Source organism: Streptomyces sp. NPDC050423 (assembly GCF_040655445.1).
GTDB lineage: Bacteria > Actinomycetota > Actinomycetes > Streptomycetales > Streptomycetaceae > Streptomyces.
The window spans coordinates 1-24,602 of sequence record NZ_JBFAJY010000046.1; the positions used below are offsets into that span (position 1 = coordinate 1).

The 24,602-nt window shown below is 72.7% G+C and carries 23 protein-coding genes; 14 read left to right on the forward strand and 9 right to left on the reverse strand.

Translation table 11 applies throughout. From position 1 onward, the window contains the following. Positions 1 to 600 precede the first annotated feature (600 nt). Together AB0I52_RS27985 and AB0I52_RS27990 are read left to right on the forward strand one after the other, a co-directional pair. The gene (locus AB0I52_RS27985; RefSeq protein ID WP_363077186.1) at positions 601 to 3,054 is read left to right on the forward strand and encodes a GTPase-associated protein 1-related protein; all 2,454 of its coding nucleotides are present in this window, start codon (positions 601 to 603) and stop codon (positions 3,052 to 3,054) included. 123 nt (positions 3,055 to 3,177) lie between these two features. Continuing rightward, a complete protein-coding gene (locus AB0I52_RS27990) occupies positions 3,178 to 3,639 on the forward strand; it encodes a hypothetical protein (protein ID WP_363077188.1) in 462 nt (153 codons plus the stop codon). 38 nt (positions 3,640 to 3,677) lie between these two features. Here AB0I52_RS27990 and msrB read toward each other — a convergent pair whose 3' ends face one another. The 4 genes from msrB to AB0I52_RS28010 form a co-directional block, all read right to left on the reverse strand. Further along, positions 3,678 to 4,082 (reverse strand): peptide-methionine (R)-S-oxide reductase MsrB, encoded by a 405-nt coding sequence (gene msrB, locus AB0I52_RS27995; RefSeq protein ID WP_362954854.1) that lies wholly within the window; start codon positions 4,080 to 4,082, stop codon positions 3,678 to 3,680. Between the two features lie 10 nt (positions 4,083 to 4,092). Further along, positions 4,093 to 5,487, reverse strand: a complete 1,395-nt coding sequence (gene murC, locus AB0I52_RS28000) for a UDP-N-acetylmuramate--L-alanine ligase (protein WP_363077190.1) — start codon at positions 5,485 to 5,487, stop codon at positions 4,093 to 4,095. 41 nt (positions 5,488 to 5,528) lie between these two features. After that, positions 5,529 to 5,981: an indole-3-glycerol phosphate synthase gene (locus tag AB0I52_RS28005; RefSeq protein ID WP_363077192.1), complete on the reverse strand. Its 453-nt coding sequence runs from the start codon at positions 5,979 to 5,981 to the stop codon at positions 5,529 to 5,531. A 147-nt stretch (positions 5,982 to 6,128) separates the two neighbouring features. After that, positions 6,129 to 6,893, reverse strand: coding sequence for a pyrimidine reductase family protein (locus AB0I52_RS28010; RefSeq protein WP_363077194.1), 765 nt, complete (start codon positions 6,891 to 6,893; stop codon positions 6,129 to 6,131). Positions 6,894 to 6,928: 35 nt separating this feature from the next. Here AB0I52_RS28010 and zapE point away from each other — a divergent pair, with 35 nt between their 5' ends. The 3 genes from zapE to AB0I52_RS28025 all read left to right on the forward strand — a co-directional run bounded on the left by zapE (position 6,929) and on the right by AB0I52_RS28025 (position 9,536). Continuing rightward, on the forward strand, positions 6,929 to 8,020 hold the full coding sequence (gene zapE, locus AB0I52_RS28015; protein ID WP_363077196.1) for a cell division protein ZapE: 1,092 nt from the start codon (positions 6,929 to 6,931) through the stop codon (positions 8,018 to 8,020). 84 nt (positions 8,021 to 8,104) lie between these two features. Continuing rightward, entirely contained in the window at positions 8,105 to 8,530 is a 426-nt protein-coding gene (locus tag AB0I52_RS28020) for an OsmC family protein (RefSeq protein ID WP_124285482.1), read from the forward strand. 136 nt (positions 8,531 to 8,666) lie between these two features. Beyond that, positions 8,667 to 9,536, forward strand: coding sequence for a polysaccharide deacetylase family protein (locus AB0I52_RS28025; RefSeq protein WP_363077266.1), 870 nt, complete (start codon positions 8,667 to 8,669; stop codon positions 9,534 to 9,536). A 21-nt stretch (positions 9,537 to 9,557) separates the two neighbouring features. Here the strand turns inward: AB0I52_RS28025 and AB0I52_RS28030 are convergent, their stop codons facing one another. Together AB0I52_RS28030 and AB0I52_RS28035 are read right to left on the reverse strand one after the other, a co-directional pair. Further along, positions 9,558 to 9,767, reverse strand: a complete 210-nt coding sequence (locus AB0I52_RS28030) for a hypothetical protein (protein WP_363077198.1) — start codon at positions 9,765 to 9,767, stop codon at positions 9,558 to 9,560. A gap of 184 nt (positions 9,768 to 9,951) precedes the next feature. Beyond that, the gene (locus AB0I52_RS28035) at positions 9,952 to 10,629 is read right to left on the reverse strand and encodes an AIM24 family protein (RefSeq protein ID WP_363077200.1); all 678 of its coding nucleotides are present in this window, start codon (positions 10,627 to 10,629) and stop codon (positions 9,952 to 9,954) included. Positions 10,630 to 10,700: 71 nt separating this feature from the next. Here AB0I52_RS28035 and AB0I52_RS28040 point away from each other — a divergent pair, with 71 nt between their 5' ends. The 4 genes from AB0I52_RS28040 to AB0I52_RS28055 all read left to right on the forward strand — a co-directional run bounded on the left by AB0I52_RS28040 (position 10,701) and on the right by AB0I52_RS28055 (position 15,319). Continuing rightward, positions 10,701 to 11,468 (forward strand): peptidyl-tRNA hydrolase, encoded by a 768-nt coding sequence (locus AB0I52_RS28040; protein WP_363077202.1) that lies wholly within the window; start codon positions 10,701 to 10,703, stop codon positions 11,466 to 11,468. A 270-nt stretch (positions 11,469 to 11,738) separates the two neighbouring features. Next, positions 11,739 to 12,830, forward strand: coding sequence for a serine hydrolase domain-containing protein (locus AB0I52_RS28045; protein ID WP_363077268.1), 1,092 nt, complete (start codon positions 11,739 to 11,741; stop codon positions 12,828 to 12,830). A gap of 120 nt (positions 12,831 to 12,950) precedes the next feature. Beyond that, the gene (locus tag AB0I52_RS28050) at positions 12,951 to 14,270 is read left to right on the forward strand and encodes a DUF692 domain-containing protein (protein WP_363077203.1); all 1,320 of its coding nucleotides are present in this window, start codon (positions 12,951 to 12,953) and stop codon (positions 14,268 to 14,270) included. 5 nt (positions 14,271 to 14,275) lie between these two features. Beyond that, on the forward strand, positions 14,276 to 15,319 hold the full coding sequence (locus AB0I52_RS28055) for a TIGR04222 domain-containing membrane protein (RefSeq protein WP_363077205.1): 1,044 nt from the start codon (positions 14,276 to 14,278) through the stop codon (positions 15,317 to 15,319). Between the two features lie 154 nt (positions 15,320 to 15,473). Here AB0I52_RS28055 and hemQ read toward each other — a convergent pair whose 3' ends face one another. Further along, positions 15,474 to 16,208, reverse strand: a complete 735-nt coding sequence (gene hemQ, locus AB0I52_RS28060) for a hydrogen peroxide-dependent heme synthase (protein WP_363077207.1) — start codon at positions 16,206 to 16,208, stop codon at positions 15,474 to 15,476. A 4-nt stretch (positions 16,209 to 16,212) separates the two neighbouring features. Beyond that, complete coding sequence (gene hemG, locus AB0I52_RS28065) at positions 16,213 to 17,742, reverse strand: protoporphyrinogen oxidase (RefSeq protein WP_363077209.1); 1,530 nt, start codon at positions 17,740 to 17,742, stop codon at positions 16,213 to 16,215. Positions 17,743 to 17,869: 127 nt separating this feature from the next. On the opposite strand from hemG, the gene AB0I52_RS28070 reads away from it, so the two are divergent. Both AB0I52_RS28070 and AB0I52_RS28075 read left to right on the forward strand, forming a co-directional pair. After that, positions 17,870 to 18,820, forward strand: a complete 951-nt coding sequence (locus AB0I52_RS28070) for a DUF4349 domain-containing protein (protein WP_363077211.1) — start codon at positions 17,870 to 17,872, stop codon at positions 18,818 to 18,820. A gap of 83 nt (positions 18,821 to 18,903) precedes the next feature. Then, on the forward strand, positions 18,904 to 20,286 hold the full coding sequence (locus tag AB0I52_RS28075; protein WP_363077213.1) for an FAD-dependent oxidoreductase: 1,383 nt from the start codon (positions 18,904 to 18,906) through the stop codon (positions 20,284 to 20,286). Between the two features lie 22 nt (positions 20,287 to 20,308). Here AB0I52_RS28075 and hemE read toward each other — a convergent pair whose 3' ends face one another. Then, positions 20,309 to 21,382, reverse strand: coding sequence for a uroporphyrinogen decarboxylase (hemE, locus tag AB0I52_RS28080; protein WP_363077215.1), 1,074 nt, complete (start codon positions 21,380 to 21,382; stop codon positions 20,309 to 20,311). Between the two features lie 91 nt (positions 21,383 to 21,473). Between hemE and AB0I52_RS28085 the strand changes: the two genes are divergently transcribed. The 3 genes from AB0I52_RS28085 to AB0I52_RS28095 all read left to right on the forward strand — a co-directional run bounded on the left by AB0I52_RS28085 (position 21,474) and on the right by AB0I52_RS28095 (position 24,423). Continuing rightward, complete coding sequence (locus AB0I52_RS28085) at positions 21,474 to 22,133, forward strand: DUF3000 domain-containing protein (protein WP_363077217.1); 660 nt, start codon at positions 21,474 to 21,476, stop codon at positions 22,131 to 22,133. A gap of 237 nt (positions 22,134 to 22,370) precedes the next feature. Further along, positions 22,371 to 23,033, forward strand: coding sequence for a response regulator transcription factor (locus tag AB0I52_RS28090; protein ID WP_363077219.1), 663 nt, complete (start codon positions 22,371 to 22,373; stop codon positions 23,031 to 23,033). 115 nt (positions 23,034 to 23,148) lie between these two features. After that, entirely contained in the window at positions 23,149 to 24,423 is a 1,275-nt protein-coding gene (locus tag AB0I52_RS28095) for a ribonuclease D (RefSeq protein ID WP_363077221.1), read from the forward strand. Positions 24,424 to 24,602 lie beyond the last annotated feature (179 nt).

Genomic DNA, 24,602 nt, shown 5'->3' on the forward strand with positions numbered 1-24,602 from the left:
AGGAAGCGGACACCCGCCAGACTCATCCCGGGGAGCCTTCAAGCCCCGGTTTCGATGTCGTCCAAGCATTTCGACGCATCAGCAGTGGTTCGCTCTCGCTCGCCTTCCCGATCCCCACCTGACGTCCTTTCAAGAACGCCTTTTTCCTCCGACGCTCACCACGACGGTCTTCAGCCAACGCAGCAGGAGGCGGTTTGGAGTCTCCCTCCGCGGGGGCGACTCCGAGAGGCCAAAACCCTCATCATCTGTGCAGCATCATCCAGTTGCTACCGACCTACACCAGCAGCCCTTTCCGTTCAGGACACACGAGGGCTGTGCCTTTCGCCGGCGCCGCCAGCTCGTCTCTGTACGCCCCCTGTGCGCCCCTGGTACGCGCCTGGCTCGACCGGTCCGGGCATACGGGGATCACTTTCCGTACCCGCGGACGGAGCCGCCCGCCGCGTTCCCGGCAAGGGCACGCGGGTCCTTGATAGCGTCGCCCCAGCGACTGCGGAACTCTCCCCGCCGGGGTCGTCGCTCTGCCGGGTCGGCTCTGCCACCACGGGACGGCGGGTGCGGGTGGCAGGGGACATTCATGGCAGGGACGAAGAGAGCCAACGCATGAGCCTCGCGCAGTTGCACTACACCTCCGCAACGGCCGGGGACGGACCGGAGAGCGGCGAGGACGCGGAGATACCCGCCCGTTTCAGTGCGGTTGACGCGGCGATACCCGCGTCGGCGCTGACCGAGGCCGGCCCGCTCCTGGCGTACGAGCCACCGGCCGGCACCCCTCGGCAGGTCACGGACAACGCGCTGCGCGCACTCCCCGAATCGTTCAGCTTCAGTGTCCTGTCCGACGGAAGCCATCTGCTGGCCCGTACCGTGCCGGTCCGCACCGCGCAGCTGTCCTCGCTGCGCTTCCACGCCCATGCGGTCCACCTCCCCGCCGGCACCCGGCTGCCGGGTGGAATGCTCCCGATCACCGCGTGCCGGTCGGCCCGCTGGTCCGCCGCGACACCGGACCGGGTGCCGGCGGTCGATCCGGTCACCATGCTCTCCGTCGCCACGGGACGCACCGGTGAACGCGAGGGGCTCAACGACTTCGCGGTCTCCCGCGGTCCCTGGCTCGCGGGCGTCCTGGCCGATCTGCGCCGGCTGAGCGAGACCGCCGAGCCGCTGAAGGTCGTGCTCGTCGAGCGGCAGAGCGCGGATGTGGCCCGGTGGCTCGCGCTGGCCGCGGCCGTACTGCCCCAGGAGAGCGCGGAGCGGCTGACCTTCACCACGTACGCCCGCCACCCGCACCGGGCCCCGCAGGCCGTCGTCGGTGTGCTGCCGCAGGACACGCACGAGCTGTCCGGTCCCGGGTTCCGGGTGCACACCTGCACCGGTCCGCGCCCGGAAGGGACGGTGGACGACGCCTGGGCCGTGACCGCGGCCCGGATCTGGCGGAGCCGTACGCCGGAGCTGTTCCGGGAGGCGGCCGAGCTGCCCGGCGAGCCGTTCGCCGCAGGCCCGGTGGCGGTGACCGCCCTGTGCGCGGGCATCGCGCTGGGGCCGAACGAGCGGGCCGCCGCCGCCGGCTGGGCCGCCGAGCGGCCCTACGCACTGACCGCGAAGCGCACCCGGCAACTGGTCGACGCGCTGACCGCGGCGGGGGTCGACGACCGCACCGGGGCCGAATTCGACGCCGCGGGGCGGCTGTTCGCCGCACTGGACGGCCGCTCCCCCGCGGCGACCACCGCCCCGCTGGCAGCGATGCTGGTGACGGAGGCGGTTCGCGGCGGGAACGGCTCCGTGGAGCTGCCCGGCCGCACGGCCTTCAGCGGTCCGGAGGGCGCGGCCGTCGCCACCGTGCTGGGCCCGGAGATCCTGACCGAGCTGAGCGGCGCGGGGGTCGGGCTGGACGTGGCCCGGACCGTGCAGTTGCTGCGAGTGGCCCGGCTGCTCGGCATGGACTGCTCGGAACTGCTGCCCGGCGTCGTACACCGGCTGGCGCCCGCCCTCCTCGCGGACCCGCAGGACACACCGGGCTGGGCGCCCGCGCTGCTGGAGCTGATGGACGAGCAGTTCGACGTCCGTACGGCGCTGCTCGGCGCACTGGACCGGATCGCGCCGGAGGACCCCGCCGGGGCGGAACGGCTGCTCGGCCGGGTGGCGCTGCCGTTCACCGGCACGCAGCTGCTGCCGCACCTGCGGATGTGCGCGGAGGCGCCCGAGGCCAAGGCGGGCTGCGGCGCCGACCGGGTGGGCGCGGTGCAGCGGGTGCTGCGGGCCGCCGGGATGTCGCCGTTCGCGGAGCCGCTGGTGCTGCGGACGGCGGTGGGACTGGTGTGGGAGGAGAGCGCTCCCACGGTGAGTGAGGCCCGGCTGCTGCTGGACACCGCGACATCGGACACGCACCGGACGGCCGGGACCTGGTCGCACCTGGTCGCCGCGGCGCTGAACGCCCCCGCCGACGACGAGGAGGCGCCCGAGCTCGCCCACGACCTGCTGCGCGGCTTCCCGCAGGAGATCGTGGGCCGGGCGCGCGGGGCCCTGCTCCTTCTGGAGTTCGCCCGCGAGCTGCGGTCCGGGTCCGCGGAGCCGGACTGGGCGGAGCGGGTCCGCGCGCTGCGGCCGGGCGCGGAGCCGGTGGAGCCGGGGGTGCTCGGCCACGCGTACGGCGCCCTGGCCGCCCGGCTGCTCGCCCCGGACGGGCCGGAGGCCGAGCTGTACGCCCTCGCGCACAGCGGCGACGCGGATCTCATCGCCGCGTACGACCGGGCCGCGCACGGCGCCGACGTGGGGGCCGGGCTGGCGGCCGACCCCGGCTACGCGGCCGGCTGCTTCGCCGTGTGGACGGCCCACCCGCACGCGGGGGCGGAGTGGAGCCGGACCACCGCCGCCCTGCTGGAGGAGGTGCTGCGCCCCGCGGTGCGCGCGCTGTCCGCCGAGGGGGTGGCGGCCGTCGAGGAGGCCGTCGGGCGCTCCGGCAGCAGCGGCCGGGCGGAGGCCTTCCGGGACTGGAACCGCCGGAGCCAGGGCACCCTGGGCCGGCTGGGCAGGCGGCTCGCGGGCCGCGTCCGGCGGGGCTGAACCGGCACCCGCGCCCCGTTCCGCGCCCGCGTGTGTCGCGGGTCGTGCGCGCCGCCGGGTACCTTGGTGCTTACCGATCTCGTGGGCCTCCTGGCGGGCTGCGTGAACCCCAGGAGGAACAAGATGACGACGAACCGCGGGCGCAAGGACGTGATCCGGGACCGGATGGCCGCGACCGGTGAGTCGTACAACGTGGCCGCCCGCAATCTCAAGGCGATGAAGGACATGGGCGCCACGCGTGAGGCCGTCCTCGTCCAGCGCTGGCGCCCCGCCGAGTCCTTCGACCTGCCGTGCCCGTGCGGCGGTACGTGCGAGCCCGGCGAGACGTGTGAGCGATGTCACGCCCGGCACCGGCACGTGGCGCGGTACCCGGGAAGCGCCACGGAGGTGGAGACCTGGGTCGACCGGTACGAGTGCACCGGCTGCCCGGCCTCGTACACGCTGCTCGTCGAGCTGCCGGGGCGCCCCTGGGGCGTGGCGGAGACGGTGATCCAGGGCGGTTCGGCCGAGGAGGTCGTGCGGGCCCGGGTCTTCCCCGGTGTGGTGCACCCGCTGCTGAAGCCCGAGACGCCGGAGGAGGACTGACGCGTCGCGTCAGTCCTCCTCGTGGCGGGGCCCCGGCGTCAGGCGTCGGGGGTCAGCCGCAGTGAGATCGAGTTGATGCAGTACCGCTGGTCCGTCGGGGTCGGGTAGCCCTCGCCCTCGAAGACGTGGCCCAGGTGCGATCCGCAGCGGGCGCAGCGGACCTCGGTGCGGACCATGCCGTGGGCGCGGTCCTGGACGAGTTCGACCGCGTCGGTGTCCTTCGGGTCGTAGAAGGACGGCCAGCCGCAGTGGGACTCGAATTTGGTGTCGGAGCGGAACAGCTCCGCGTCGCAGGCGCGGCAGGAGTAGACGCCCGTCGTCCTGGTGTCGGTGTACTCGCCGACGAAGGCGGGCTCGGTGCCGGCCTGGCGCAGCACCGCGTACTCGGCGGGGGACAGTTCCGCCCGCCACTCCTCGTCCGGCTTGTCGATGTCGTACGGCACGGTGGCTCCCTCAGCTCGACAGGTGGTCCAGGATCTGCGGGCCGAGGTCCGTGACGTCGCCCGCTCCCATGGTGAGAACGAGATCGCCGGGCTTCGCCATTCCCGCGATGACCTCGGGCACCGCCGCCTTGTCGTGGACGGCGGTGACATCGGCGCCGGCGGCCCGCGCGGCGTCGATGATCAGGGTGCTGGTGATGCCGGGGATCGGGTCCTCGCGGGCCGGGTAGATGTCCAGCACCACGGAGGCGTCGGCCAGCGCGAGGGCCTGGCCCATCTCGGTGCCGAGTTCCTGGGTGCGGGAGAAGAGGTGGGGCTGGAAGACGACCAGGAGGCGGGCGTCGGAGGCGGCGCCGCGCATCGCTTCGAGGTCGGCCGTCATCTCGGTGGGGTGGTGCGCGTAGCTGTCGATGACCTGGACGCCGGCCGCCTCGCCCTTGAGCTGGAGGCGGCGCTTGACCCCGGTGTACTTGCCGAGGGCCGAGGCCAGGTTGTGCGCCGGGATGCCGAGGGCGACGCCGGCGGCGAGGGCGGCGACCGCGTTGAGCGCGTAGTGGCGGCCGGGGACGGAGACGGTGAAGGTGAGGTACTTCCCGTTGAGGACGACCGTGACCTCGCTGGTCAGGCCGCGCTGGGTGATCTTGTGGACGCGTACGTCGGCGCTCAGGGCCTCGCCGTAGGTGACGACCTTCAGCGCGGACCGGTCGCGCACCCGGCGGGTCAGCTCGACGGCGCCGGCCTGGTCGGCGGAGACGACCAGGGTGCCGTCGGGGACGACCTTGCCGACGAAGGTCTCGAAGGATTCGTAGATCTCGTCCATCGAGGCGTAGTTCGCGTGGTGGTCCAGCTCGACGTTGAGGACGATCGCGACCTCGGGGTCGTACTTCTGGAAGCTGCGGTCGCTCTCGTCCGCCTCGGCGACGAAGATCGCGCCCTCGCCGTGCGCGGCGTTGGTACCGGGCCCGGCCAGGTCGCCGCCGATCGCGTACGAGGGGTCGAGGCCCAGCTCGGTCAGGGCGACGGCCAGCATCGACGTGGTGGTCGTCTTGCCGTGGGTGCCCGCGACGGCGATGGCCCGCAGCCCCTCCATCAGCGAGGCGAGCGCGTCGGAGCGGTGCACGACGGGGATCGAGAGATCACCGGCGCGCACCAGCTCCGGGTTGTCGGCGCGGATGGCACTGGAGACGACGACACAGGTGGCGTCGTCCGCCAGATGCCCGGCGGCGTGCCCGATGCGGACGGTTGCCCCCAGCGTGCGCAGGGCCTCGGCGGTCGCGGACTCCTTGGAGTCGCTGCCCGCGACCTTCGCGCCGCGCCTGGTGAGGATCTTCGCGATGCCCGACATTCCGGCGCCGCCGATGCCGATGAAGTGCGGCCGTTCCATGGCGGCAGGAATACCGGGTGCCATGCGTGTGTCTCCCAGGGTCGGTACGGGTGAGGCCTCCCAGCCTATTCGCTGTGCGCGAAGAGCTTGAGCACCGGTACGCCGACCTTGTGCCGGGCCCGGGACGCCCAGTCGCGGTGGAAGAACTCCTCGACGTAGTGCGGCGCGGTCAGCACGATGACCTCGTCCGCGTCCGACTCCTGGACCACGGACGTGAGCTTGTCCAGGGGGTGGGTCTCGATCACCTGCCCGATGGCCTCGGAGCCCGACTGCCGCAGGGCCTCCAGGGACACTTCGAGCGCGAGTTCGGCGGAGGCTCTGGCGTTCTTGCCCTCCGGTTCCTCGCTCTCGCGGGCCGCTTCCTTCAGTTCGCCCATCGCCAGGTCGTCGATGGCCCGCAACAGCACATCCGCCTGGTCGCCACGTGGCTGCATCAGCACGACGAAGGAGATCTGCTCCTCCCCGTGCAGGGTGGTGACGAACTCGACGTCCTCGGAAGTGAGGGGCTTCTCGATCATCAAAACGCTGGTGAACACCACAGGCGCCCTTCTGCTTCAGTGACCGTCGCCGGCCACTGCTGAAACCATCCTTCCCCGTGCTCGCACGGGGTCCGCGTCCCATTCTGCCCACCGAACGCTAACCGGAACGGTATATTCCGCTGATTGTCAGATTCGACGGTATCGAGAGAAGAGAAACCCGGCCTCTTCCAGCACCGCCGCCAGGGCGAATCGTTCCGGCACCGCCACCGACGGGCCGCCCGCGATCCGCTGCGCGTCCCCGGCGGTCAGCATCGGCGCCAGCGTCAGACACATCTCGTCCAGCACCCCCGCCGCCACGAACTGACCGAGCAGTCTGGGCCCGCCCTCCGTCAGCAGCCGCTTGAGACCCCGGTCGGCCAGCTCCCGTACAACTCTGGCGGGGTCCACGCGGGACCCCTCCCCCGCGATCACCACCTCCGCACCCGCCGCGCGGGCCGCCGCGAGGCGGTCCGGGGGCGCGCCGGCGCCGGTCAGCACGAGCGTCGGGACCAGCGGCGAGACGAAGAGCGGCAGCGAGAAGTCCAGGTCCAGGCTGCCGCTCACCACGGCGACCGCCGGGGCGGGCCCCTGGCCGGCCGCCGCCCGCCGGTCCGCGAAGGCCTCCCGGGCGCGGGCGGGCCGGTACCCCTCCAGCCGTACCGTCTGCGCGCCCGCGATCACCACGTCCGCGAGCCCCCGCAGGGTGCCGAAGATCCGCATGTCGCTCGCGCAGGAGATCGGCTGCGAGCGGCCGTCGTGCTGGGCGGCCCCGTCGAGCGTCGACACCATGTTGGCGCGCAGCCAGGAGCCGTCCGTGTCGGGGTAGGCGTAGGCGTCGGCGAGAGCGTCGAGGCTCCACTCACCTCGGTCGTCGGCCGCTGTCAGGTCGGTCACAGGGAACAGGCGTCGCATGTTCCGCAGTCTGGCACGGCCTAAGCTGGGGAGTTGTGTCGTCCTTCACCGCCGTGCCGGGGCCCGGCCCCATAGCCGAAACGGCCCCGCTGTCCCTGTGCGCCCTCGAACCGCGCGTCCCCGCCGACCGGCTGGTCGCCGAGATGGTGCCGCCGCCGCGCTTCGACTCGGTGCGCTTCGATACGTACGTCCCCGACCCGAACCAGCCGAGCCAGATCGAGGCGGTCAAGGTCCTCGCGGACTTCGCCGCCGGGCTCGGCGGGGCGCACGCCAGCGGAGAGCGGAAGCGCAAGTGGTTCGGCAAGAAGGCCGAGCCGCCCCGCGCGCCGCGCGGGGTCTACCTCGACGGCGGCTACGGGGTCGGCAAGACCCATCTGCTCGCCTCGCTCTGGCACGCCACGCCCGCCGCGCCCTCCCTGAAGGCCTTCGGGACCTTCGTCGAGCTGACAAACCTGGTGGGTGCGCTCGGCTTCCAGCAGACCGTGCAGACGCTGAGCGGGCACCGGCTGCTGTGCATCGACGAGTTCGAGCTCGACGACCCGGGCGACACGGTGCTGGTCTCCTCGCTGCTGAGCCGGCTGGTCGAGGCGGGGGTGGCGCTCGCCGCGACCTCCAACACGCTGCCGGGCAAGCTCGGCGAGGGCCGGTTCGCCTCGGCCGACTTCCTGCGGGAGATCCAGGGGCTTTCCTCGCACTTCCGCCCGTTGCGCATCGACGGCGAGGACTACCGGCACCGCGGTCTGCCCGAGGCTCCGCCGCCGTTCTCCGAGGAGCAGGTCACCAGGGCCGCGTACACGACCGAGGGCGCCAGCCTGGACGACTTCCCCGCGCTGCTCGACCATCTGGCCCGCGTCCATCCGAGCCGGTACGGCGCGCTGACGGACGGTCTGCGGGCCGTGTGCCTCACCGAGGTGCGGCCCGTGCCCGACCAGTCGACCGCGCTGCGGCTCGTGGTGCTCGCGGACCGGCTGTACGACCGCGAGGTCCCGGTACTCGCCTCCGGGCTGCCGTTCGACCGGCTGTTCAGCGAGGAGATGCTGAACGGCGGGTACCGGAAGAAGTACTTCCGGGCAATCTCCCGGCTGACGGCACTGGCGCGCGACGCAAAGGGACTGGTGGCGCAGTAGGTTCGGGGGCGTGACACCGGCGAGGCACGACGGAGTGCCCCGCCGCTCCCGTACAACCGCGCATTCCGTTTGAAGGGATCCAGCATGGCTACCACGCGTCAGGCGCACACGGTCTGGGAAGGCAACCTGATCGAGGGCAAGGGCGTCGTCACCCTCGATTCCTCGGGGATCGGGGAGTACCCGGTCTCCTGGCCGTCCCGTGCGGAGAAGGCGAACGGCAAGACCAGCCCGGAGGAGCTCATCGCCGCGGCCCACTCCAGCTGCTTCTCGATGGCACTGTCCAACGGTCTGGCCACGGCCGGCACCCCGCCCACCCGGCTGAACACCCAGGCCGAGGTCACCTTCCAGCCGGGTACCGGTATCACCGGCATCCACCTCACCGTCGAGGGCGAGGTGCCCGGTCTCGACGAGGCGGGCTTCGTCAAGGCGGCCGAGGACGCGAAGGCGAACTGCCCGGTCAGCCAGGCTCTGACGGGCACGACGATCACGCTCACCGCGTCGCTCGCCTGAGCCGCTGCCCCGGACGGCGGGTGGACGCGTCCACCCGCCGTCCGGGGGGCCGCTGCACGGCGCAGGAGCGCCGCAGGGCAACCGGTGACGATTGATCAGTTACTTTCCGCCAATGACAACTTCTGTGCGGAAAACGATGACCCTGACCGTTCTGGGCGCGGTAATCGGAGGAGCCCTCGCCGCCTGCGGAAGCTCCGGGGCCTCCGGTGGCACGGATGGCTCCGAGCGCTCCCCCGGTGACAGACCGGCGGCCGCCTCGGCGACTCCCTCCCGAGCCGCGTCGAGCGCATCCCCCGCCGCGAGCAGGCCGCCCAACATGGCCCCGGGCCCCGACGGCCTGGCACGCGTCCTCACACGCGGTCCGAAGAGCCCCGACAAGGTCGTCGCGCTCACCTTCGACGCCGACATGACGGCCGACGAGGGGCCGCGCGCGGCCCAGGGCGAGCACTTCGACAACCCGGAGCTGATCGCCCTGCTGCGCCGGCTGAAGGTGCCCGCGACGGTCTTCATGACCGGCAGGTGGGCCGAGGAGTACCCGTCGCAGGCCCGCTCCATCGGCACCGACCCGCTCTTCGAGATCGCCAACCACTCGTACAGCCACTACGCCTTCACCTCGCCCTGCTACGGGCTGCCGACCCTGGGGAAGGAAGCGATCGGCGGCGAGGTGAAGCGGGCCTTCGGCGCGATCCGGAAGACCGGCGCCCGCAACGTGGTGCCCTACTTCCGCTTCCCCGGCGGCTGCTACGACGACGCCTCGCTGCGCGCGCTCGGGGCGGAGAAGGTGACGGCGGTGCAGTGGGACGTCGTCAGCGGCGACGCCTTCGCGACGGACGCGGACGCGGTGGCGGAGCAGACGCTCGACGGGGTGAAGCCCGGTTCGCTGGTCGTCATGCACTGCACCCGCAGCGCTGCGCCGGTCACCGGCCAGGCCGTCGGCCAGGTGGTGCCGGAGCTACGGAAGCGCGGCTACCGCTTCGTGAAGGTGTCCGACCTGATGCCCGGTTGAGCATCGCTCGGGCCCGCCGCGTCAGCCCGAGCAGGCCGAGCGCTGGGCCTCCTGCCACTCGCAGACCGGGCAGAGCGTGACCCCCTTGACCGACTCGGGGTACTCGGTCGGCTTCCGGCACAGCACGCACTCCGCGAACGGGGGCCCGCCGGCCGCCGCGTACACGGCCGGCGCCTCGCAGTACGAGGCGTCCGCGCTCTCGTTCACACCTTCGTGCGCACCCTGATCCATGGGTACGAGCCTACTCAGCCGCGTACGGAAGTGAGCTTGCGGGCGACCGCGACGGCCGCGGCGCCGACGAACGGGAGGACCGGCACCTGGACCGTCCCGGTGAGCGAACCAAACGGCCTCCCCACGGGGGAGGCCGCGAGGCCGTACCGCCGGCCCGCTCCCCGCAGTCGCAGGACGTCCGTACTCAGTTGGCGGACGCCTTCTCGGGCTTGACCTCGCTGGGACGTACGATCACGAACCCCTCGCCGTCCAGCCGCAGTTGGACGGCCTCGCCCGAACCGCCGCGGAGCATCGAGCCGACACTCTGCGAGCGGTGCAGCGACGTGGTGAGGTGGGCGCTCCAGCCGACGACCGCGTCCGTGTCGACGCACACCGGCTGCTGCGGCGTGACGGGGATCACGATGGGATTCCCCTCGCACATCAGGCCGAGCTTCCCGTACCCGGTGAAAACGCTGTTGAAGAGGCCGCCGCCGGTCATCCCGGCGCCCTTCACGGTCTTGATCTCGTAGGCGAGCGTGGGGTCGAAGCACAGGACGTTACGGCCGTTGATGGTGAGGACGTCACCCTGCTCCATCTCCACGATGAAGCAGTTGGCCGCCTCGTGCGCGAACCACGCCTCGCCCTGGCCGCGCACCGCCATCAGCGGCAGGCCCTCCCCGGTGACGGCGCGCTTGAGCAGTCCGCCGAGCCCCTGGCCCTTGCGCTCGAACTGGAGATCGCCCCGGAAGGCGATCATCGAGCCCTGGCGTGCGTGCATCTCGCCGCTGACCGCGTACTTGATCGATTTGGCGTTCTGCAGGGTCATCCCGGGGGCGGTTGCCTGCTCCGCCATGTGCTCACTGGAGAATAGATCGCTCTTCATGCGGTGCATCCTCACCCGGAGGGACTCATTCCGCCAAGAGCCGGTTTCCCGGCGGCTGGCAGACTGGACGGGTGAGCAGCAACGACACCCCCGCGCCCCCGTCCGAGACCGCCGGCCTGCCTGCGGACAGCCCCTTCCGTCCCGAGCGGACGAACCGGGACGAAGCGCAGCAGTACGTACTCCCGCTGGTGGTCCACATCGAGAAGGCGGCGCCCCCGGCCCGCACCGACGCGCTGCGCACGGCCGCCCGCGCGGTGCTGGTGATCCTCTCCGACGAGCGGTCGCTCGGCGAGGGCGAGTGGGCGCAGGCGATGCGGGACTGGCAGGACGCCCGGATCCGCAAGGTGGTGCGGCGGGCGCGCGGCGCGGAGTGGCGCAAGGCCTGCGCACTGCCCGGGATCACGGTCACGGGCGAGAGCGCCGAGGTGCGGGTCTTCCCGCCGGTGCCTCTGGACGGCTGGCCCAAGGAGCTGGCCAAGCTCCAGGTCTCGGGGACCGAGCTGGACGACCCCGAGCCGCCTGCCGCGCCCGACCCCGCCGGCCCCGTCCTCTGGCTGAACCCGGAGCTCGGCATGTCCGCGGGCAAGGAGATGGCACAGGTCGGGCACGGGGCACAGCTCGCCTGGTGGGAGCTGTCGGAGCCGGAGCGCGCGGCATGGCGCGAGGCGGGTTTCCCGCTCTCCGTCGCCACCGCGGGGGCGGACCGCTGGCGGGAACTCACGGTGAGCGGACTGCCGGTGGTGGAGGATGCCGGATTCACCGAGATCGCCCCGGGGAAGACCGTGGTGGCCGAGGGCGCCCACCGTGTCGGCTCCCTTCCGCCCCTGCGACGGCCGTAGGGCGTGTTCCGCCCCCGTCCCCGTCCCGTTCTCCATCGGCTGAGCGGCACCGGGGGTTAGCCCCATCCGGAGCGGGCGGCCAGCAGGATCGCGCCGTGCGACCTCGAACGGAAATGCTGGGCCCGGCAAATAGCGCTGGTTTCCCCAAGATTCCGTAGGAGTCGGCTCGTGCGTACGCAGGCATGGAAAAGGTCTCGTTCCTCCCGGCGGCAGCGGGGCGGTCGGAGCAGAGCCGTGCCGGCCGCCGCCGCCGCGCTGACCGTGGGCGTCATGACGATGGGTCTCCTGGTGCCGCCCGCGGCCTCCGCCACCGCCCGGCCGGTCACCGTCCAGCAGGGGCTGGACGCGCTGGTGCGCGCGGACGGCATACCCGCCGCCATGGCGAGCGTCAAGGACCGCCAGGGCCGCACCCGTACCTACACAGCGGGAGTCGGCGACCTGGCCACCGGCTCGAAGGTGCCCGACGACGGGCAGGTGCGGATCGGCAGCAACACCAAGGTGTTCACCTCCGTGGTCGTGCTGCAACTGGTCGGTGAGGGGAGGATCCGCCTCGACGCCCCGGTCGACACGTATCTGCCCGGCCTGGTGCGCGGGGAGGGGATCGACGGACGCCGCATCACCGTCCGTCAACTCCTGCAGCACACCAGCGGACTTCCCAACTACACCGAATACGACCTCCAGCCACGGGACTTCGAACCCCGCGAGCTCGTCGACATCGCGCTCCGGCACGAGGCGCACTTCGCGCCCGGGACGAAGTGGGAGTACAGCAACACGAACTACGTGCTGGCCGGCCTGATCGTCCAGAAGGTCACCGGCCGGCCCCTCGCCGAGGAGCTGGACCGGCGCGTCATCACACGCATCGGGCTGCGCCACACCTACTTCCCCGCCCGCGGTGACACAACCATCCGGGAACCCCACCCAAAGGGCTACGACAGGGAATCGGCAGCCGCGCCCCTGAGCGACGTCACGGAGATGGACCCCTCCTGGGCCTGGGCGGCAGGTCAGATGATCTCCACCGACTCCGACCTCAACCGGTTCTTCACCGCGCTCCTGGCCGGCCGCCTCCTCCCGGCGGCCCAGCTCACCCGGATGCGCACCACCGTCCCCGCCGAATACTTCGGCTCCGGCGCCCGCTACGGACTCGGGCTCGTGCGCATGCCGCTGTCGTGCGGCGGGGTCTCCTGGGGTCACGGCGGCAGCTTCCCGGGGTACGAGACCCGGGGCGGGGTCACCGCCGACGGCCGGGCCGCCAATGTCGCGGTGACCATCCAGCCGGCCGATCCGACAGCCATGAAGCGTGTCGAGAGTGTCGTGGACAGAGCCTTGTGCGCTGACCGCACCGCCTCGCACGGCGCCCGGTGACCTGCCCCTGCCCCTGCCCCTGTCGGGAACCTCAAATCAACCTCTGAACGTCCCCCTCTTCGGATTCACCGCCGTGTGCCGGGGCCATGACCCCTGCACGGAGTGGACGAGGGGGACTCGATGAAGCTGGGTATCGGTATCGGCTGGCGGCCGGAGATCGCCGACGCGGTGGAGGCACTGCCGGGGATCGACTGGGTGGAGGCGGTCGCGGAGAACCTGTGCGCCGACCACCTGCCCGCCTCGCTCACGCGGCTGAGGGAGCGAGGCGTCACCGTGGTGCCGCACGGCGTCTCGCTCGGGCTCGGCGGAGCCGACCGCCCCGACCCGGACCGGCTCGCCGGCCTCGCGGCACGGGCCGAGCTGCTGGGCACGCCACTGGTGAGCGAGCACATCGCGTTCGTACGGGCGGGAGGGACGCGCACCGCGTCGCCCGCGCTGGAGGCGGGGCACCTGCTGCCCGTACCGCGCACCTGGGCCGCGCTGGACGTGCTGTGCGAGAACGTGCGGATCGCGCAGGACTCGCTCCCGGTGCCGCTGGCCCTGGAGAACATCGCGGCGCTGATCTCCTGGCCGGACGAGGAGCTGACCGAGGGGCAGTTCCTGGCCGAGCTGGTCGAGCGCACCGGGGTCCGGCTGCTCATCGACGTGGCCAACCTGCACACCAACCACGTCAACCGGGACGAGGACCCGGCCGGGGCCCTCGACGAGCTGCCGGTGGAGGCCATCGCGTACGTGCATGTGGCGGGCGGCGTCGAGAAGGACGGCGTCTGGCACGACACACACGCCCACCCGGTCACCGAGCCGGTCCTCGCCGTCCTGGCCGAGCTGCGCTCCCGGGTCAGCCCGCCCGGGGTCCTGCTGGAGCGTGACGACGACTTCCCGCCGGCCGCCGAGCTCGCGGGCGAACTGGACGCGATCCGCGCCACGCTCGACGCGGGCCGGGGCAGGGTGCGGCCGGTGCCCCGGGAAGCGTCCCCGCGCACCGGCTCGCCGGCGGGCGCCGGGCGCCCCGGAGGACCGGTGGCCACCGACACCGTCCGGGACCATGTCTCGGTGGCGCAGACCTCGCTGCTCTCCGCCCTGGTCGCCGGCACCCCCGTCCCGGAGGGCTTCGACCACCGCCGGCTCGGCGTCCAGAGCCGGGCGCTGGCCGCCAAGCGCGCCGATGTCGTCGCCAAGGTGGCACCCGAGCTCCCGGAGATCCTGGGGCAGGCCTACCGGGGAGCGTTCCTCGCCTATGCCAAGGCCCGCCCGATGTCCGCCGGTTACCGGCGCGACGCACTGGACTTCGCCGAGCAGCTGCTCGTCGCGGGCCGGCCCGAGGACAGCGCGGCCCGCCGCCGGCTGACCCACTGGTGGCAGGACCGGGCCGCCCCGCGTCCGCCGCGCCGCACCACCCGGCTGGCGCGTGCGGCCCGGTCCGTACTCGCGGGAAGGTGACCGGGATGAACACTCTGGCCCTGGCGCTGACCATCGCCGTCGCGCTCTCCTCGACGCTGCTGATCACGGCAGCCCGCCGTGCCCGGCGCGGACCGGGCGGCCCCGTCCACGACCTCTCCGAGGTGGCCTTCCTGAACGGCGGGCCGGGCCGGGTCGTGGACACGGCACTCGCCGCGATGCAGGCGGACGGCCGGCTGGTCGTCGGCGGGCCCGGCATCGTCGCGGTCCAACAGCCGGTCGCCCACGACCCGGTGGAGCGGGCCGTGCTCCAGGAGCAGGCCGCGGCCCCGAGCGGTGCGCTGCACACCCTGCGGGCCGCGACGATGCGCCATGCCGCGGTGCAGGAGATCGGCGACGGGCTGGCGTCGCGCGGTCTGCTGGCCGCGCCCGGGGCGAACCGGACCCGAGTCCGCTGGGGCATGGCGCAGGGGCTGCTCTGCCTGCTCGGAGTCCCGGCCGCCGTCGCCGTGACCATCCATCAGTTCCTCGCGGACGACTACGGCACCGCATCGGCCTTCCCGTTCTTCCCGAAGGTGTTCCCGGCGCTGCTCGCCGGGGCCGTCATCGGCTTCGTCTGCGCGGCCGGCGCCCGGTCCCGGATCACCAGGGCGGGCCGCAGAGCCGCCGCGGAATACCGCACCGCCAACGCGTCGCGGACCGATCCGGCCCATCTGGTGGCGGCCTTCGGGCCGCGGGCCCTGCCCGATCCCGAGCTGCGCAGGCATCTGCTCACGGCGTCCCGGACGAGGCCGGCCGTGCCGTCCGTGCCGTCCACGCCGTCGCACCACTCCTCGGGCTCCTCCGACGCGCTGCTCATGGCGACGGTGTGGTGTGCCGGCACGGCCCCGGGCGGTGGCGGGTGCGGCAGTTCGTCCGGGCACAGCGGCGGAGGTGGCGGGAACGGGTGCGGTTCGGGATCCGGATCCGGCTGCGGTTCCGGATCGGGGTCCAGCTGCGGATCATCCGGATCGAGCTGCGGCTCCGGATCGAGCTGCGGCTCGGGGTCCAGCTGCGGATCATCCGGGTCGAGCTGCGGCAGCAGCTCATGAGCGGTGCCCCGGCCCGTAGAACGACAACGGTGCGGCGCGCAGGCTGCGCGCCGCACCAGGAGCCGAACCCGGTGTCGCTGGAACGGCGGCCGGCACACAGTGCCGCGGTGCCCGCCGTCTGATCTTCCGGGTTGGGGTGGTCTGAACCCGCTCGCTACGCGAGCCCGGCCACCAGGTCTGCGACCGACTTGCGGCGGCCGGTGAAGAAGGGGACCTCCTCGCGGACGTGCATCCGCGCCTCGGAGGCCCGCAGATGACGCATCAGGTCGACGATGCGGTGCAGTTCGTCGGCCTCGAAGGCCAGCACCCATTCGTAGTCGCCGAGGGAGAAGGAGGCGACGGTGTTGGCGCGCACGTCGGGGTAGCCGCGGGCCATCTTGCCGTGGTCCGCGAGCATCCGGCGACGGTCCTCGTCGGGCAGCAGGTACCAGTCGTAGGAGCGCACGAAGGGGTACACGCTGATGAAGTCGCGCGGCGTCTCGTCGGCGAGGAACGCCGGGACGTGCGACTTGTTGAACTCGGCGGGGCGGTGCAGCGCCATGTTCGACCACACCGGGTCGAGGCCCCTGCCCAGCCGGGTGCGCCGGAAGAGGTTGTACGCCTCCTGGAGGGCCTCCGCCGTCTCGGCGTGCCACCAGATCATGACGTCGGCGTCGGCGCGCAGCCCGGAGACGTCGTAGGTGCCGCGGACGGTGACGTCCTTGACCGCGAGCTGGTCGAACAGCTCCTGGACCTCGTCGGAGTACAGGACACGGTCCGTGTCGGCGGGCAGCACGTCGCGAAGCTTGAAGACGGACCACAGCGTGTAGCGGACGACGTCGTTGAGGTCCTTCGCCTTCTTGCCGGCGTTGGGACCCTTGCTTGATGTCACAGTCTCAGGAGCGCTCATACGGCTATTGTCCCGCCTCGCTCCCTGTGCCCTGAACCAGGGTGGGGGTGGCGATGATCTCCCCCGCGATCTTCCCCGTGTCCGCGCCGCCGTCCCCCGTGTCCGCACCGCTCTCCCCGGCGACGTCGCGGACGATCTCGTCCGCGGCCCGGTGGGCGCTCGCGATGCAGGCGGGGATGCCGACCCCGTCGTAGACCGCGCCGCAGACCCGCAGCGCGGGCAGCTTGGCGACCTCCTCGCGGATCCGGGCGACCCGGCCGAGGTGTCCGACGGGGTACTGGGGCAGCCCGCCGATCCACCGGGTGACCTCGGTGGCGACGGGCTCGGCGGCCAGTCCGGTCGCCGCCGCGAGATCGCGCAGCGAGACGTCGACGAGTTCCCCGTCCTCGCGGTGCAGGTGGTCCTCCTCGCCGTACCGGCCGACCGAGGTCCGCAGGAGGAACAGGCCGGGGGCCTCGTCGGCGACCCACTGCCACTTCTGGCTGGAGAAGGTGGCGGCCTTGATGGTGCGGCCGTCGACCGGGGGCACCAGGAAGCCGGAGCGTCCGTCGAGCGTTCCGGCGGCGGTCACCTCGGAGCGCCGGAAGGCCATGGTGATCAGGGCCATCGACGCGTACTCGACGCCCGCGAGCTCGGCGGAGGCGGCCGGGGACTCGGCGGCGAGCAGGGTGGAGGCGGACCAGGCCGGGGCGGCGAGGACGACGCCGTCGGCGGCGATCACCCGGGTGTCGGTGCGCACGTCCCAGCCGGAGGCGGTACGGGTCAGCCCGAGCACCGGGGTCTCGGTGAGGATCTCGCCGCCTCCGGCGCGTACGGCGGCGGCGACCGCGTCCGGGAGGGTGCCGATGCCGCCCTCGATGCCCTGGAAGACCGGGCCGTCCTGCTGCCGGGCCGCGGCCTGTTCCTGGATGCGGGTCACGCCGTCGAGGAGTGAGCCGCCCTGCCGGGCGACCTCGAAGAGCTGCGGTACGGCGGCGCGCATCGAGATCCGGTAGGCGTCGCCCGCGTACACCCCGCCGAGCAGCGGCTCCACCAGCCGGTCGACGACCTCGCGGCCGAGCCGGTCGGCCACGTACGCGCCGACCGCGACGTCGTCACCGACCGCGGTCGGGGTGAGGTCGCGCTCCTGGGCGATCCGGGCGAGTCCCTCGGGCGAGAGCACCTCACCGAGCGCCGCCGGGTCGCCAGGTACGCCCATCACGTGGCCCTTGGGCATGGGGCGCAGTGCGTCGCGCGTCCACAGGGACGCGGTGGCCGTGGCGGGCGGTTGGAGCCGGTCGCCGAGGCCGACGGCCCGTGCCAGGCCGACCGCCTCCGGGCGGCGGGCCAGCATCGATTCGGCGCCGAGGTCGACCTGTGCGCCGGCGACCTCGCCCGTCCTGAGTTTGCCGCCGAGCCGGTCGGTCGCCTCCAGGAGGGTGACCCGCAGCCCGGAGCCGAGAAGCCGGTGGGCGGCCGCGAGTCCGGCGATGCCGCCACCGATGACGACGACGTGTCCCGTGGCCCTGTCCGAGCGGTTTGCTGAACGCTGCATGCCCCCACTCTCTCAAACCTCTTCCGAGTCCTGACCGTGACCGCTTCGAAACCGGTATCGCGCAACCCGGAGCGGCCCCCCGTACGTCGAACCGACACCACCAATCACCCGTCCTGGGGGGACAGTTATGCAAGCAGCACCAACCACTCGTACCGGCAGACGTCCGGGCCGTCCGGCGGCCCGCCGCACGCACACCGCTCTCGCCGCCGGACTGCTCACCGCGGTGCTGGCGTTGAGCGGCTGCGGCGCGGCCGACGACTCCGGGGCGAGCACCGACAAGCGGGCCGCAGCCCCGGCCCAGCAGAACGAGGCGGGCTCCACCGCCGGGGGCGCGAAGCAGGACGCGGGTGGTTCGGCGGCGGCGGCGAGGAAGCCGAATCCGTCGGCCGCCGCTCATGTCATCCGTACCGCCTCGCTGTCGGTGGAGGTGAAGAGCGCGCCGGAGGCCGCGGCAGCCGCACGGGTGACGGCGGAAGCCGCCGGTGGTCTGATCGCTGACGAGAAGACCCAGCAGGTCGACGCCGCACGGGCCTCCTCGCACGTGGTGCTGCGGGTTCCGCAGGGCGAGTACGACAATGTGCTGCGGGAGCTCTCGGGTACGGGCAAACTGCTCTCCCGCACGTCGACCGCCAAGGACGTCACCGACCAGGTCGTCGACGTGGAGAGCCGGATCGCGAGCCAGCGCACGAGTGTGGCGCGGGTACGCAAGCTGATGGACCGGGCCGACGAGCTGTCCGATGTGGTGGCGCTGGAGGGCGAGCTGAGCAGCCGTCAGGCGGCGCTCGAAACGATGCTGGCCGAGCAGGCCTCGCTGAAGGACCGCACCGCGCTGGCCACGATCACTCTCAACCTCTCGGAGCCGAGGGCGCACGGGAAGGCGGATGCCGCGGACGACAAGGACGGTCCGGGGTTCCTGGACGCCCTGAGCGGTGGCTGGCACGTGTTCGTGACGGTGGTCAAGTGGCTCGCGATGGCGCTGGGCGCCGCGGCCCCGTTCCTGGCCGTGGCCGCCGTCGCGCTGGTCCTGTGGCGGCTGCTGCGGCGCCGGGGCGGGAAGGCGGGGCCGGACGGCGGGTGAGTACGTCCCGGGGGCGCCACGGCGCCGCCGGGAGCCGTGGCGCCGTAGCGTGGGCCTTCGGACGGGGTATCGAAGGGACTGGCATGACGGCGGAACGACTGGTGGTCATCGGCGGTGACGCGGCGGGCATGTCCGCCGCGTCCCAGGCGCGCCGGCTCAGGGGCCCGGACGAGCTGAGCATCACCGCCTTCGAGCGGGGCCACTTCACCTCGTACTCCGCCTGCGGCATCCCGTACTGGGTCGGCGGTGACGTCGAGCGGCGGGACGACCTGATCGCGCGCGGCCCCGAGGAGCACCGGGCCCGCGCCATCGATCTGCGGATGCGCACCGAGGTGACGGAGATCGATGTCGCGGGGCAGCGGGTGCGCGCCCTGGACCGGGACTCCGGCGAGACGTCCTGGACCGGTTTCGACAAGCTGGTGATCGCGACGGGGGCCAGGCCGGTGCGTCCGGCGCTGCCCGGCATGGACGCGGCCGGGGTGCACGGTGTGCAGACCCTGGACGACGGACAGGCGCTGCTGGACTCGCTGGACCGGGCGGCGGGCCGGCGCGCGGTCGTCGTCGGCGCCGGGTACATCGGCGTCGAGATGGCGGAGGCGATGCTGAAGCGCGGCTTCGAGGTGACCGTGCTCAACCGCGGCGAGCAGCCGATGGCGACGCTCGACCCCGACATGGGGCGCCTGGTCCACGACGCGATGGACGGTCTCGGCATCACCACGGTGAACCGGGCGGCGGTCACCGCGATCCGCACCGGGCCGGACGGCCGGGTGCGCGCGGTGGAGACGGCCGACGCGTCGTACCCGGCGGATGTGGTGGTGCTCGGCATCGGCGTCGAGCCGGAGACGGCGCTGGCCCGCGCGGTGGGCCTGCCGGTCGGTCCGCACGGCGGGCTGCTCACCGATCTGTCGATGCGGGTCGTCGGCCACGACAACATCTGGGCGGGCGGCGACTGTGTCGAGGTGCTCGACCTGGTGGCGGGCCGCACCCGCCACATCGCGCTGGGCACCCACGCCAACAAGCACGGCCAGATCATCGGGTCCAATGTCGGCGGCGGCTACGGGACGTTCCCCGGGGTGGTGGGGACGGCGGTGAGCAAGGTGTGCGATCTGGAGATCGCCCGCACCGGGCTGCGCGAGAAGGACGCCCGCGCGGTGGGGCTGCGGTTCGTCACGACGACGATCGAGTCGACGGGCCGGGCGGGCTACTACCCGGGGGCGCGGCCGATGACGGTGAAGATGATCGCGGAGTACCGCACGGGGCGGCTGCTGGGCGTGCAGATCGTGGGCCGGGACGGGGCCGCGAAGCGGGTGGACGTCGCGGCGGTGGCGCTCACCGCCGGGATGACGGTCGAGCAGATGACGTCCCTGGACCTCGGTTACGCCCCGCCGTTCTCACCGGTCTGGGACCCGGTCCTGGTGGCGGCCCGCAAGACGGTGACGGCCCTGCGGAAGGCGGGCACCGCCTGAGCGGTGCCCGGCTCCCGGCAGGTCAGCGGGCGGTGCTCGTGTGCACGTACTCGACGAGGCGCGTCAGCGCGTCCGCGGCCATCGTCGGCATCACGCCGTGGCCCAGGTTGAAGATGTGGCCCTCAAGACCGGCGGCCGCGTCCAGCACCTCCTGGGTCTTGGCCTCCACCACCTCGGCCGGGGCGAACAGCACGGCGGGGTCGAGGTTGCCCTGGAGCGCCTTGCCGGGGCCGACGCGGCGCGCGGCCTCGTCCATCGGGACCCGCCAGTCGACGCCGACGACGTCCGCGCCGGCCTCGCCCATGAGGCCGAGCAGCTCGCCGGTGCCCACGCCGAAGTGGATGCGCGGGACTCCGTACGACGCGACGGCGTCGAAGACCTTCGCCGAGGCGGACAGCACCGAGCGGCGGTAGTCGGCGGGGGCCAGCGCGCCCACCCAGGAGTCGAAGAGCTGCACGGCACTGGCGCCGGCCTCGATCTGGACCTTGAGGAAGGCGCCGGTGATCTCGGCGAGGCGGTCGAGCAGGTCGGCCCAGAGCTCGGGGTCGCCGTACATCAGGGCCTTGGTGTGCTCGTGGTTGCGGGACGGGCCGCCCTCCACGAGGTAGCTGGCGAGCGTGAAGGGGGCGCCCGCGAAGCCGATCAGCGGGGTGGACCCCAGCTCGGCGGTGAGCAGGCCGATGGCCTCGGTGACGTACCAGACGTCCTCGGGGGTGAGGTCGCGCAGCCGGGCCAGGTCGGCGCGGGTACGGATCGGCTCGGCGATCACCGGTCCGATGCCGGGCTTGATGTCGAGGTCGATGCCGATCGCCTTGAGGGGGACGACGATGTCGCTGTAGTAGACCGCGGCGTCGACCTTGTGGCGGCGGACGGGCTGCATCGTGATCTCGGCGACGAGCTCCGGCATCGTGCAGGAGTCGAGCATCGGGATGCCCTCGCGCACCTTCAGGTACTCGGGCAGCGAACGCCCCGCCTGGCGCATGAACCAGACCGGCGTGTGCGGCACGGGCTCGCGTCGGCACGCCTTGAGGAACACCGAGTCGTGGGCGGCTGAGGTCTTCGTCTGGTGGCCCGAGGGGCGATCGTTGGCACTCACGCACAGAATCTTCGCACGCACGCGTAAGGAGCCCGGCACCGACGGGTGTCTCTCCCTGCGCGAGGCTCCGGTTCCGCCTACTCTTCCCCGCATGGCTCCGGCGCAGGGACACTTCTCCGATCAATCCGATGGCACTGACAGCACGGACAGTGCGGAGGGGGGTTCCGTCCCGCCCGCGTTCCGTTCGGCGGTGGACGCGCTGCGCTCGGCGCGGCTCCGCCCCGAGCTGGAGGTGGAGCCGACGCGGCCGCCGAAGCGTCTGGCTCCGCACGCGTACGCGCTGGAGGCGGCGGTCGTCGACGGCGAGGACGATCTCGCCGACGGCAGGCTCGTCCTGCTCCACGACCCGGCCGGGCACGAGGCCTGGCAGGGCGCGTTCCGGCTGGTGACCCTCGTCCGCGCCGAACTGGAGCCGGAGATGGCCTCCGACCCGCTGCTGCCCGAGGTGTGCTGGTCGTGGCTGACCGGGGCGCTGGAGGCGCGCGGCCTCAGTTACGGGGAGGCGGGCGGCACGGTCACCCGGGCCGGTTCGCACTACTTCGGTGCGCTGGGGGCGCGGCGTCCGGCGACCCAGATCGAGATCCGGGCGTCCTGGACGCCCCGCGAGGGGCGCGGCGGGGTGCCGGACACGGCGGCGCATCTGATGGCGTGGGGCGACCTGCTCTGCCAGATCGCCGGGCTGCCGCCCTCGGGCGCGGCCGACGCGGCGGTGGTGACGCTGCCGCAGCGGCGCGGGCCGCAGGTTCAGTAGGGGCGGGACCCCGCCTCCGCATTCCATGACACTGCGTCATAAACCTCGCACAGACACCGGCTCTCTTTTCGTACAATCGAGCGCATGTCCTATTTGCCCGAATTGTTACTCACCAAATCGTGATCTTTCTCTAAAGGAGCGGGCGTCCGGTGCCGAAGAGGTCAATGACCCTTCAAGCACGGTTCGCCCCGGCTTCATCCCCGAGCCGGCCCGTCCCGCCACTCCCCAGGAGGCCTGGTGTCCGTTCTCCTAGAGCAGCCCGCAAGCCCGGTCGCCTACCGCCCGAACAAGCCGACGGCCATGGTCGTCGTGGCCGACCCGCGCGTCCGTTCCACCGTCACCCGCCATCTGTGGGCACTCGGAGTACGTGACGTCATCGAGGCGTCGTCCATCGCGGAGGCCCGCCCCCGCGTCGGCAACCCGCGCGACATCTGCGTAGCCGACGTCCACCTGCCCGACGGTTCCGGGCTGACCCTGCTGTCCGAAACCCGAGCCGCCGGCTGGCCGAACGGCCTCGCCCTCTCCGCCGCCGATGACATCGGCGCTGTACGCAACGCCCTCGCGGGCGGCGTCAAGGGCTATGTCGTCACCGGCACCCGTACCAACATCGGCCACCCCACCCGTCCCGGCGTCGCTCCCATCGGCGCCAATGCCGCCCGTATGCACCGCCGTCCCCCCGGCACCCCGAGCCACCCGGGCGGCTACCGCGAACTGTCCGGCCGCGAGGTGGAGGTTCTCCGGCTCGTCGCCGAAGGACAGTCCAACAAGGCCATCGGCGTCTCCATGGGGCTCTCCGCCCTGACCGTCAAGAGCCACCTCGCCCGAATCGCCCGCAAGCTCGGCACCGGAGACCGCGCCGGAATGGTCGCCGTGGCCCTGCGAACGGGCATCATCCACTGATTCCACACCCCCGCCGGTGTGCAGAAATGCGGATCCGGCTGGTTTACGTGCATCGGCGCCCGTCGACGGAACGTTCCGTCGACGGGCGCCGCACATACACAGATACCCTTGACACGTGACCGACGCCCAAGAGACCGCAGCAGACACTTCACTGCGAACCACCGGGGGCGCCCCCCCGGACGACGTCGCCCCGGCGCCGATCCCCTTGCTCGAACCTCGCGAGGGCATTCCACCGGTGGTGGCCTCCGACGATGCCCTGGCGGGGGTGATCGCGGCCTTCGCCGCGGGCTCCGGCCCGGTGGCCGTCGACGCAGAGCGCGCCTCCGGCTACCGCTACGGGCAGCGCGCCTATCTCGTGCAGCTGCGCCGCGACGGCGCGGGCAGTGCGCTCATCGATCCGGTCGGCTGTCCCGACCTGTCCGGGCTGGGCGAGGCGCTGCACGGAGCGGAGTGGATCCTGCACGCCGCGACCCAGGACCTGCCCTGTCTGCGCGAGATAGGGATGACGCCGACCGGGCTCTTCGACACCGAGCTGGCCGGCCGCCTCGCGGGCTTCCCGCGGGTCGGCCTCGGCGCCATGGTCGAGAGCGTGCTCGGCTACTCGCTGGAGAAGGGGCACTCCGCCGTCGACTGGTCCACCCGGCCGCTGCCCGATCCCTGGCTGCGCTACGCGGCGCTCGACGTCGAGCTGCTGATCGATCTGCGCGACGCGCTGGAGGAGGAGCTCGACCGGCAGGGCAAGCTGGAGTGGGCGCAGGAGGAGTTCGCCGCCATCGCCGCGGCGCCGCCCGCTCCCCCGCGCCAGGACCCGTGGCGCCGCACCTCCGGGATGCACAAGGTCCGCCGCCGCCGCCAGATGGCGGTGGTACGGGAGCTGTGGAACACCCGCGACCAGGTCGCCCGGCGCCGCGACATCTCGCCCGGCAAGGTGCTCGGCGACGCCGCGATCGTCGAGGCCGCACTGGCGCTCCCGGCCAGTCTCCAGGCGCTGACCGCGCTGCCCGGCTTCGGCCACCGCATGGGCCGGCGGCAGCTGGAGCAGTGGCAGGCCGCCGTCGAGCGGGCGAAGGAACTGCCCGACACGGAGCTCCCGCAGCCCGGCCAGCCGCTGACGGGCCCCCCGCCGCCGCGCGCTTGGGCGGACAAGGACCCGGTCGCGGCAGCACGCCTGTCGGCCGCCCGCGCCGCGGTGTCCGAGCTCGCGGAGCGGCTGCACATGCCCCAGGAGAACCTGATCACGCCGGACACCGTGCGCCGGGTGTGCTGGGAACCGCCGAAGGACCCGACGCCGGACGCGGTCGAGCACGCCCTCGCCGGGTACGGCGCGCGGCACTGGCAGATCGAACAGGTGACGCCTCTCCTGGTCGACGCGCTGACTCCGGAGACCTGAGGGCATCAGCCAGGGGCGTATTCAGGCCAGGTTGCGCGGCCCGCGGGCGCTCACTCTGTGTTCCACGGCTCGGACGGGCTGATTCCAAGGCCGTCCGGGCCATTTCGCGTATGTGACCTTCGCCGCTCCCGGCGCAAGGACTGGGCAGTCTGGTTACCCGCAAGTAGCATGAGGGGTGG